Origin of the sequence: Pseudomonas sp. MEJ086 (assembly GCF_030209025.1) — a bacterium.
Lineage (GTDB): Bacteria > Pseudomonadota > Gammaproteobacteria > Pseudomonadales > Pseudomonadaceae > Aquipseudomonas > Aquipseudomonas fulva_A.
Genome location: NZ_JARVSV010000013.1, coordinates 69,399 through 78,751, shown reverse-complemented (window position 1 = coordinate 78,751; position 9,353 = coordinate 69,399). Strand labels below are relative to the sequence as shown.

The window sequence follows — 9,353 nt, the reverse complement described above, 5'->3', positions numbered from 1 at the left end:
ACCGACGACCTTCGGGTTATGAGCCCGACGAGCTACCAGACTGCTCCATCCCGCGCCGGCAATTCTATATGGAAACGGACATCTGTCAATCGATTTATGCTTTTCAATCAATTAGTTAAATCGACAGAGCAGAAAAACAAAAAGGCCACTCGATTGAGTGGCCTTTCTGAGTATCTGGTTGCGGGAGCCGGATTTGAACCGACGACCTTCGGGTTATGAGCCCGACGAGCTACCAGACTGCTCCATCCCGCGGTCGCCATTCTATTCATCTGAGGCATGCTGTCAACGCTTATCTGGGAAAAAACTGTTTTCCGTTCAATCAGTTAGCAGCGCTGCGTACGTGTCGTAGACAGTCTAGCCCCTGCCATGCGGGCCTTTCAGGCGGTTTTATGGTGTCAGCGCCCATGGCGTGCAGGGCGATGAAATGCGCAACGTCGGGCTGGAAGGCTGTTCTTATATACAGTAAGGTGCCCATCCACCTTTGCCCGCCGCTGTTCATGGTCGGCCAGCTCTCTCGTTATCAGGTCTATGGCACAGCGCAAGATCATCCATATCGACTGTGACGCCTTCTACGCCTCCGTCGAAATGCGCGACAACCCGGCCCTGGCCGACAAGCCCATGGCCGTGGGCGGCTCGGCGGATCGGCGCGGAGTGATCGCCACCTGCAACTACGAGGCGCGTGCCTATGGGGTGCGCTCGGCCATGGCCTCGGGGCATGCGCTGAAGCTGTGCCCGGACCTGCTGATCGTCAAACCCCGCTTCGATGTCTACCGCTCCGTATCCCGGGACATTCACGCGATCTTTCGCGACTACACCGATCAGATCGAGCCGCTGTCCCTGGATGAGGCCTTTCTCGACGTGTCCAACTGCCAACACTTCGGCGGCAGCGCCACACGTATCGCCCAGGACATTCGACGCCGGGTATCCAGCGACCTGCATATCACCGTGTCGGCAGGGGTCGCGCCGAACAAGTTCCTGGCCAAGATCGCCAGCGACTGGCGCAAACCCAATGGCATCTTCGTGATTACCCCCGATCAGGTCGAGGACTTCGTCGCCGAGTTGCCGGTCACCAAGCTGCATGGTGTCGGCAAGGTGACCGCCGACAAGCTGACCCGCCTGGGCATACGCACCTGCAGTGACCTGCGCGAGTGGAACAAGCTGCGCCTGGTGCGTGAGTTCGGCAGTTTTGGCGAGCGCCTGTGGAGCCTGGCCCATGGCATCGACGAGCGCGCGGTGCAGACGGACAGTCGCCGTCAGTCGATGAGCGTGGAAAACACCTACGATCAGGATCTGCCAGACCTGGAAGCCTGCCTGGCGCAACTACCTGCGCTGCTGGAAGAGCTGGAGCGGCGCATGACCCGCCTGGACGGCAGCTATCGGGTGGGCAAGCCCTTCGTCAAGGTCAAGTTCCACGACTTCACCCAGACCACCCTCGAACAGGCCGGCGCCGCCCGTGATCTGGACAGCTATCGAGCCCTGCTCAGCAACGCCCATGCGCGCGGCAACCGACCGGTACGTTTGCTGGGCGTGGGCGTGCGTTTGCAGGATTTGCGTGGCAAGCATGAGCAGTTGGATCTGTTCACGCCCGTTGAGTCGTAAATAGGCAGAGCTGCGCCAGTAGTCCCCAAAGCGTATCGCCGGCAAGCCAGCCCCTACGTGTTGTCTGTGCACAGCAGTTGCCAGGCACAGCACCATGTAGGAGCCCGCTTGCGGGCGATCAAGGTTTTCCGCCGATCGCCACGTCGGCCCCGGCTCTTATTCGTCAGGCCACAGCCGGATCGGTTTGCCGCTGGCTGGCCACAGGCGCAGTTGCTCGATCGGCGAGATGTCCCAGCGTTCGATGGTGCTCAGGCTCTGCAGGAAACGGCTTTCCTGTTCCATCAGTGCCGGTGCACACATTTTTCGGGTGCTGCCGGCCTGGCTGAAGGTCAGCTTGTCGCCGTCACGATGGTAACTGGCGAACCAGTGATTGCAGCCGGCGTTGCCATAGGCGCGACCGTCGTCACCCAGGGTGATGGTCAGGTGGCTGTTGTCGATTAGCGGGCGTTCGCCAATCCATTCGACGCGGTAGACGCGCTCGGTTTCCAGTTGCACCGGTTTGCCGGCGCAGCCAGCCAGGGCGGCGGTCGCCAAGCCCAGGGCGAGAAGCGGTTTCATCAGGCCTCCTTTTTCAGACACGCAGGGCACAGGTGTTTGTCCTGCTGTTTACGCCAGCCCAGCTCCACAAGGCGAGCATCGGCAGCGGGCGTCTGGGCTTTCTTGCCCAGCGCACTATCGACCGCGAATTCGAAGTCCAGTTGCTTGCCGCAACCGTCGCAGGTGACTTGCCAGTTGAAGATCGACAGTTCGGTAAAGGCAGGCCCGTGGGCGACCGCGACCCACTGGCCGGGAGGATTGATCAGGTGACGAACCTTGTCGACCTGCAGGCGCATGCTCAGGTCACGGCTGCCTTTGAGGCTGACCACCAAGGTGTCGTTGCTCTTGATCGAGCCGCCGTTACCGGTGACCTGATAACGACCGGGAGCCAGCGCGCGGCACTCGATCAGAGTGTGTTCGGGGTTGAGCAGGTTGTAGCGGAAATCGTGTTCGGCCATGGTTCCTCCGGGTGAGGAGGGCATTCTAGCAGGCCGCGATTGGGGAGGGCGGGGCGGTGAAACGCTGTTTGATCACGTTCCACCGTTGGCTTTCAGGCCGCTGGGAAGATCTCGCGTAGCGCGGCACGATAGAAGTCGAATGCTGCAACGGCACCGCTGACCGCTTCTTCGCGCTGATCCTCGGTCAGTTCCAGGCCATCGAGCAAGGCGACGAACTGGCGCCAGTGCAGGCCGCGACCATCCGGGTGGGCCGCCAGGTGGCGGGCACCGTTCTCGGCATCGAGGCCGATCTGCTGGGTTTCCTTGAACAGAAAGGCGGCGCCCAGGTTGGAGCCTTCACTGCAGTACAGCCAGCCCAGCGCGGCATGCGTACTGGTAGGCACCACGGCAGGTGGGGTAGGTGGTACCACCAGATCCAGGTCGGCCAGATCCGCGCACACCGCTTCGAAACGCGGCAGCTCACTCAGGCCCGGCAGCAGGCGATTGAGTTCGATATCGTCGTACAGCGCATCGATGGAGCCATGGAAACGATGCTGCAGGCGCAGGAAGTAGCCATAGCGCAGCAGGCTTTCGAACGGACGGGCCTGCATGACCAGGGTATCGACGCTGTCATGGTCGCGGCTGGTGCCGGCTTTCAGGCGTTTGCTCAGGGGCAGTTGCGCGGTGGGGTGGGCGATGGCTGTCATCGTTGGGCTTCCGGTGCAAGATTCTCAATGAGGCCGATGATGGCGAGAACCCGGGTGCAGGGCAATCTGCGGATCATTAAGAACGCTTAACCGTTCAAAACGCCGATTCACGTATCAGAATAGTCAGCACGCGGCGCCACGCCTGCATCAGCGGGCTGCGGGCATCACCACTGATCGAGGCATTGCCACGCAGGGTGATCGGCATCGCTTCGCTGTGGTTGTCCAGAGGGCGCAGTTGCACACGATACAGCGCCTGTTCGGGAACCGGTACACGCTGCTCATCGAGTTGCGCCGCCAGCGCGCCCTGATAGACCGACGCCAGTTCAGGGGCAGAGGTGAGCTGGCGTACTGCGGTCTGGCCAATGTCCTCGACCTGCAGCAGGCGGCGCGGGCGCCCCGGATCTTCTGGCAGGAACCAGGCCTGAGCGCCGACCTGCAGGCGCTCGCGATCCGCCTCGCCGACGAACGCTTCGACCCGTTCGCTGCCTGCATTGGCGACCGTGCCCAGCCATTCGCCTGCAGGCAACCATTCACCTGCGGCCAGCGGAGCGGCGCTATCGACCAGCACGCCATCGAACGGTGCCTTGACCTGCAATTGCGCCATTCGCTCCTGCAGGGCAAGACGGCGCTCGAGCGCCACCTGTAATTCTTCCCGAGCGATCGACTGGCGGGCGGATCCTTCACTGGCGCGAACCTGCAGGCTGCTTTGCTGGCGCAGTTGCTCGATTTCTCGCTCAAGGCCTTGCAGGTCGTGCTGCAACTGCGCCGAGTGCAGGCGAAACAGCGTTTGCCCAGCACGTACGGGTTCCCCCGGCTGCACCTCTATACGCTCCAGCCTGGCGCCCGCCGGGGTGAGCAGAATCGCCTGTCGTTCTGCGCGTAACAGGGCTGGCGCCTCGATTCGGCTGCGCCACGGCCAGGCCAGCAGAAAGAGTGCGACCAGCAATACGCTGGCGCAGATCAGGGTGTTGCGGTTCATGCGGTAGTCCTTGCGGCGTTGGTGCCAGTGGCGCAGCTCGCCGATGATCGGGCGGAGAATGAAATGCACGATCTCGACGATGAACAGCAGCACGCCGAGCAGCTTGAAGGCGAAGTGATAGACCAGCAGGGCGATGCCCAGAAACAGGAAGAAGCGGTACACCCAGGTGGCGAATGCGTAGCCCAGCAACACGCGCCGCAGCGCCGGTGCGAAGTGTTCGGGAGGCGCATCGCCGAAGCCGAACAGGGTTTCGCGCATGCGCCAGCGGGCGAGGGCGAAGGCGCGCTCCTGCAGGTTGGGTACGTCGAGCAGGTCGGAGAACAGGAAGTAGCCGTCGAAGCGCATCAGCGGATTGAGATTCACCGCGAGGGTGAGTATCCAGGTGGTACTGGCCAGCATGAATGCCGCGCTGCGCAGCATGCCATCCGGTAGAAAGCTCCAGGCCAGTGTCGCCCAGGCGGCCAGACACAGTTCCACGCCCATGCCGGCAGCGCCGATGGCCATCCGTTGACGTCGTGAGGTGAGCCGCCAGGCGCCGCTGGCGTCGGTGTAGAGCACCGGCCACAGGACCAGAAAGGCCACGCCCATGGTCGGCACTCGGCAGCCATAGCGTTTGCAGGTGTAGGCATGTCCGAATTCGTGGAGCACCTTGGTCAGGCTCAGCGTTACGGCTGCCAGCAGCGCGCCTTCCAGGCTGAAGAAATGCAGGAAGGTGTGTAAGAAACTGTCCCACTGGCGCGCCGCCAGATACAGGCCAAGTACTGCTGCCGTGAGCGTGGCCAGTGCGAAGCTGCGGCTGAACAGCGGGGCGACGTGGCGATAGCTGCGCGACAGGAAGCGATCCGGACGAAGCAGCGGAATGCGGATCGACAGGTAGTTGCTCAGCAGCCAGGCGCTCCAACCGCTGCTCTTGCCCGCTTCGCCGCGTTTGCGCAGATCGGCCAGGGCTGCGTCACCACTGACTTCGACCAGTTGCATGCTGCGCAGGAACTGGCTGAAGGCGTCGACGTCCTCACGGCTCAGGGCCAGCGTGGTTTCCCGGTTAATTGCTTCGGCGATTGCCTGGGCACTGCCCATCTGCCAGCGGGCGAGAATTTCCGCTTCGGCCCAGCCGATCCGGTAGAAACGCCCGCGGGCAGCGTCTTCGAGTGTCCAGCTTGGCGCGCCGTCTCGCGAGCGAGGGCCTGGGTGCAGGCGCAGGGTCCGGCGCAGATCGGGCAGGCGTGGTGCGCGATTCGTGGAGGGCAGAGCGAGCGGTGCGTTCATCTACCAGCCCAGGTGGACGCGCAGCGCTGCCAGGGGGCGGCGCAGCAGGTAGTGAATCAGCAAGGTACGTTCGCCATATAGCTTGGCCGTGCCCTTGAGGCCGACGCGCAGGCGCGGGTCGGCCTCGCTGAAGCCCGCTTGCAGGCGGTAAGCCATGCTGCCGTCCGCACTCGCTGAGGCACGATAGCCATAGCGCTCGAGGCTGGCGGGGAGGGGGCTGCCCGGTTGGCTGTTGAGAAACAGCAGCACCTCGGCACCCGGCTCCAGGGCGATGGCATCGGCCACCGGTAGCTGGATTTCCAGGCGCGCGTCGTGGGGATCGGCGACCTGCATGATGCGCTCGCCGAGGCTGACCGGCCGGCCGATCCAGTCACTGGGGTCGTCGAAGATCGCCACCCCATCACGGGGGGCCAGAATCAGGCTGCGCTGCAGGTTGTCTTCGATGAAGGCCAGGTCGGCGCGGGCCTGGTCGCGACGGGTGATCAGTTCGGCCAGGGCGGCCTTGGCACGCTCGTCGAACAGTGCCTGCTGGCGCGTCTGGCGCAACTGGGCGTCGGCCGCCGCGAAGGTTTGCCGGGACGATTCCAGTCGGCTTTCCAGCTCGCGCTTGTCCAGCTGTACCAGCGCATCGCCGTTCTTCACCTCCTGGTTGGGTTGCACCAGAATGCGTTCGACCACCGCCTGCAGCGGGGCACGCAGCACCGCCGGGTTGCGCGGCATGATTTCGGCCGGGGCCAGTACCGTCTGATGCACCGGCAGCAGCGCGGTCGACAGTGCCAGGGCGCAGGCGACCAGCGCGATCCGCCGTGGTCGCTTGCGCAAGCGATTGACCAGCGAGCGCTTCTTGCCGCCCATGAGGCTGGCCCAGGCATGCCCGTAGGCGTCCAGCAGTAGCTCCAGCAGCGCCCGTTCCGGACGTGCCAGCGCGGGTTCGCGGCTCAGCAGCAGGCTGCCGAGCACCTGGCCGTCGCGGTTTTTCAGAGGCAGGCGCAGCAGGCGGGGCGCCAGGTATTCCGACCATTCGGCCTGCAGAGCCGCGGGGGCATCGGCGGTGCTCAGATCACGCAACTCGGCCGCCCGGGGCTGGCTATCCCAGCCCGAACAGAGGCGGCCCAGAAACAGCATCAGGGGAGCATTGGCCTCTACCTGGGCGAGCCCGGAGCAGGCGCTGATACGTCCCTTGTCGGCATCCCACAGAAAGGCTTCCTGATAGTCGAGTAGCTGGCGCGTATCGTTGACCATCAGGAAACCGAGGCCGGCCACGTCGTTCTGGGCGCGGGCGCGACGCTCGAGTTGCAGCAACAGCGCCATGCGCTCGGCGCGTTTGTCAGGCAGGGTGGTGACACTGGCGTTCATGAGCCATCTGCCGGCGGTTGCAGCAGCGCGACGCCGCTCATTCCCGGGAGCAGACCCGCGTTGTCGCCGGTGATGCGCGCGAATACCTTGAGCGATTGGCTGAGTGGGTCGATGGCCGCGCCGAGCCGTTCGATCTGCGCGGGGTAGCGTTGCCCGGTTTCGTCCAGCTTGACCTCGAACTCGACGCCGGGCTTGAGCCAGGTCATCCAGGTCGAGGGGGCGATCAGTTCCAGCTGGTAGGCGCTGTCGTCATAGATCGCCAGTAACTCGGTGCCTTCGGCGACGTGCTGGAAGCGCTGTGCCATGCGTTGCGAAACACGTCCGGCAAAGGGCGCATCCAGATTGCAGCGCTTCAGCATGGCGCGGCCCACGCCGCTTTCCGCCTGGGCCACGGCCATGTCGGCCTGGGCCTGGGCGACCTCGGCCTGGCTGATGGATTCCAGGGCATCGAGGCGCTTGGCGACGTCGAGCTTCTTCTGCGCACCGCGCTGCACCGCTTCACTGCGGTTGAGTTGCGCGCGCTGCACCGAACAATCGAAGGCGGCCAGGCGCTGGCCTTCCTTGAAACGATCACCTTCCTTGACGGCCAACTCGGTGAGCTTGCCGCTGAGCTCGCTGGACAGCACCGTCTGGCGGACCGGGCTGAGTTGCACACGCAGCTCGTTGCTCGTTTCATCGGCATGGGCGAGGTTGGCTGCCGTGGCGACCAGTATCGCCAGGACGGAGGGCCAGAAGCGTTCCGTGGCGCGCGGCTGATCAGCGGCCATTGGCCTGCTCCACCGGAACCAGCTCGGCGCCCCGCAACGAGCCGAGGCTTTCCCACATATCCAGGCGCAGGGTCTTGGCGGGTGGCTGTGCACGCTGGGCTACCAGTGGCCCGCTCGGTGCCGCAGCCGTCACCAGCGGCGTGGAGGTGGCGTAATGAACCTGCTGCGTGGCGGCGATGCCGGCCGGCACGGCACCCTGGCCCTGGTTGAGGCGCATGGAGTTGCCTGCGATGGCGCGGGTCAGCTCATCGACGCTGCTGCCAGCGATGCGTTCGGGCAGCGGATCGAGGCCGGCGGCCTGGTAGACGGCGCCGTGAGCGACCTGCAGTTCGGCGAAGGCGCGGTCGCGGGTACGGGTCGCCAGTACCGTTTCGGTTGCCGTGCGTACGCGCTCCAGTCGGCTCTGCGCCTGGCTGGAGAAGGCGCTTTCACTCTGCCGCAGGATGCCGCGTTGCACCTGCTGCAGTTCATTGGAACGGGCGAACACCTGGCTGGAACGCTCGTACTCGCGCCAGGCCACGTTGACCTGGGTGAGCACCGCCATGCGCATGGCCTGGCGGCGCAGCTCGGCGACCTGCAGGCGGGTTTCACCGGTTTTCTTGATGGCCGGGTAAGCCAGGACGTTGAACAGGTTCCAGCTCACCTGCATGCCGGCGTCGGCCCAGTTGTCGTTGACCAGATAGCTGTTGCTGTCGTAGTTGGCGCCGACGAACAGGTTGGCTCCCGGCAGCAGCTTGAGCATCGCGGCTCTGGTTTCCAGCACGGCATTGCGTGCCTGATAGCTCTCGCTGCGAATCTCCGGGCGCTCCGTCATGGCGGTCACTTCGAGATCCGCCAGGTTGTAGGCCAGGGCCGGTTGGGTGTAGCTCGATTCGTCCGGCAGAACCAGGCTGAAGGTCGTCGCCGGCGGCAGATTCATCAGGCTGGCCAGGCGCGCCTTGGACACCGCCAGTTCACCTTCCACCACTTCGAGCTGGCGGATCATTTCCAGCAGGCTCTTCTGGTAGCGCAGCGATTCCAGGGGCGCAACGAGGCGCTGGCGCTCGGTCTGCCGGGCCTGGTCCAGAGCGCCGCGGGCATTACTCAAGGCGCGTTGCACCTCCGGCTGCAGGCGCTCGGCGCTGGCGGCCTGCCAATAGGCGTCACGAACCTGCTGAACGATATCGGCGACCACCTTGCGGCGCGCCTCTTCGGCGGCCAGTACCTTGTTGGCCTGGGCCTTGGCGCTGAAGTAGCTGACCCCGAAGTCGAGTACGTTCCACGACAGGCGCAGGTTGGCGTCGCGGCTGGAACGGTCGCTGCTGGTCGACGGCTCCAGGGATTGCCGCCCGGTGGTGACCGATTCGCTGGATGAACCGGCGACATTGTCGCGTCCCTTCCACCCGGCACTGGCCGCCAGTTGAGGCAGCAGGCTGAGGTTGGCGACGCTCAGGCTGTTGTCTTCCAGGGCGCGCTGCATCAGGCCCAGGCGCTGTTGCAGGTTGTACTTCACGGCGCGGGCCATGGCTTCGTCCAGGCTGATGGCGCGCGTCACCGGCTCCTGATCGTCGAACATCGCGCTGCGATCTTTCTGCGCGTCGGCCAGTTGCTGCTCGGGTGTCAGCTCTTGCGGGGTGACCGCGCAGGCACTCAGGCCCAGCGCGGCACAGGCGATGGCCAGACGCAGGGTGGAACGGTCGAAGGTTTTGCGGTTCATTGATCGATG

8 protein-coding genes and 1 tRNA gene are annotated in these 9,353 nt (G+C 64.5%); 1 reads left to right on the top strand and 8 read right to left on the bottom strand.

What is annotated here, in order from left to right; all coding sequences use genetic code 11:
- Positions 1–175 precede the first annotated feature (175 nt).
- Positions 176–252: transfer RNA gene (locus QRN22_RS10145), tRNA-Met, on the bottom strand.
- Between the two features lie 276 nt (positions 253–528).
- On the opposite strand from QRN22_RS10145, the gene dinB reads away from it, so the two are divergent.
- Complete coding sequence (dinB, locus tag QRN22_RS10140) at positions 529–1,599, top strand: DNA polymerase IV (protein WP_042551930.1); 1,071 nt, start codon at positions 529–531, stop codon at positions 1,597–1,599.
- Between the two features lie 156 nt (positions 1,600–1,755).
- Here the strand turns inward: dinB and QRN22_RS10135 are convergent, their stop codons facing one another.
- The 7 genes from QRN22_RS10135 to QRN22_RS10105 form a co-directional block, all read right to left on the bottom strand.
- The gene (locus QRN22_RS10135) at positions 1,756–2,157 is read right to left on the bottom strand and encodes an META domain-containing protein (RefSeq protein WP_042551929.1); all 402 of its coding nucleotides are present in this window, start codon (positions 2,155–2,157) and stop codon (positions 1,756–1,758) included.
- On the bottom strand, positions 2,157–2,594 hold the full coding sequence (locus QRN22_RS10130) for a hypothetical protein (protein ID WP_042551928.1): 438 nt from the start codon (positions 2,592–2,594) through the stop codon (positions 2,157–2,159). The genes QRN22_RS10135 and QRN22_RS10130 overlap by 1 nt, the downstream gene beginning before the upstream one ends.
- 92 nt (positions 2,595–2,686) lie before the next feature.
- Complete coding sequence (locus QRN22_RS10125) at positions 2,687–3,280, bottom strand: biliverdin-producing heme oxygenase (RefSeq protein WP_042551927.1); 594 nt, start codon at positions 3,278–3,280, stop codon at positions 2,687–2,689.
- 94 nt (positions 3,281–3,374) lie between these two features.
- On the bottom strand, positions 3,375–5,525 hold the full coding sequence (locus tag QRN22_RS10120) for an HlyD family efflux transporter periplasmic adaptor subunit (protein WP_042551926.1): 2,151 nt from the start codon (positions 5,523–5,525) through the stop codon (positions 3,375–3,377).
- A complete protein-coding gene (locus QRN22_RS10115) occupies positions 5,526–6,881 on the bottom strand; it encodes an efflux RND transporter periplasmic adaptor subunit (RefSeq protein WP_042551925.1) in 1,356 nt (451 codons plus the stop codon).
- Positions 6,878–7,648 (bottom strand): efflux RND transporter periplasmic adaptor subunit, encoded by a 771-nt coding sequence (locus QRN22_RS10110; RefSeq protein ID WP_052493736.1) that lies wholly within the window; start codon positions 7,646–7,648, stop codon positions 6,878–6,880. Before QRN22_RS10110 ends, QRN22_RS10115 begins: the two co-directional genes overlap by 4 nt.
- Positions 7,638–9,344, bottom strand: a complete 1,707-nt coding sequence (locus tag QRN22_RS10105) for a TolC family protein (protein ID WP_052493735.1) — start codon at positions 9,342–9,344, stop codon at positions 7,638–7,640. The genes QRN22_RS10110 and QRN22_RS10105 overlap by 11 nt, the downstream gene beginning before the upstream one ends.
- Between the last annotated feature and the right edge of the window lie 9 nt (positions 9,345–9,353).

Excerpts from the sequence above, each read along its gene's own strand:
- QRN22_RS10135 (WP_042551929.1), bottom strand. The coding sequence starts at position 2,157 with ATGAAACCGCTTCTCGCCCTGGGCTTGGCGACCGCCGCCCTGGCTGGC.
- QRN22_RS10125 (WP_042551927.1), bottom strand. The coding sequence starts at position 3,280 with ATGACAGCCATCGCCCACCCCACCGCGCAACTGCCCCTGAGCAAACGC.
- QRN22_RS10115 (WP_042551925.1), bottom strand. The coding sequence starts at position 6,881 with ATGAACGCCAGTGTCACCACCCTGCCTGACAAACGCGCCGAGCGCATG.
- QRN22_RS10120 (WP_042551926.1), bottom strand. The coding sequence starts at position 5,525 with ATGAACGCACCGCTCGCTCTGCCCTCCACGAATCGCGCACCACGCCTG.
- QRN22_RS10105 (WP_052493735.1), bottom strand. The coding sequence starts at position 9,344 with ATGAACCGCAAAACCTTCGACCGTTCCACCCTGCGTCTGGCCATCGCC.
- QRN22_RS10130 (WP_042551928.1), bottom strand. The coding sequence starts at position 2,594 with ATGGCCGAACACGATTTCCGCTACAACCTGCTCAACCCCGAACACACT.
- QRN22_RS10110 (WP_052493736.1), bottom strand. The coding sequence starts at position 7,648 with ATGGCCGCTGATCAGCCGCGCGCCACGGAACGCTTCTGGCCCTCCGTC.
- dinB (WP_042551930.1), top strand. The coding sequence starts at position 529 with ATGGCACAGCGCAAGATCATCCATATCGACTGTGACGCCTTCTACGCC.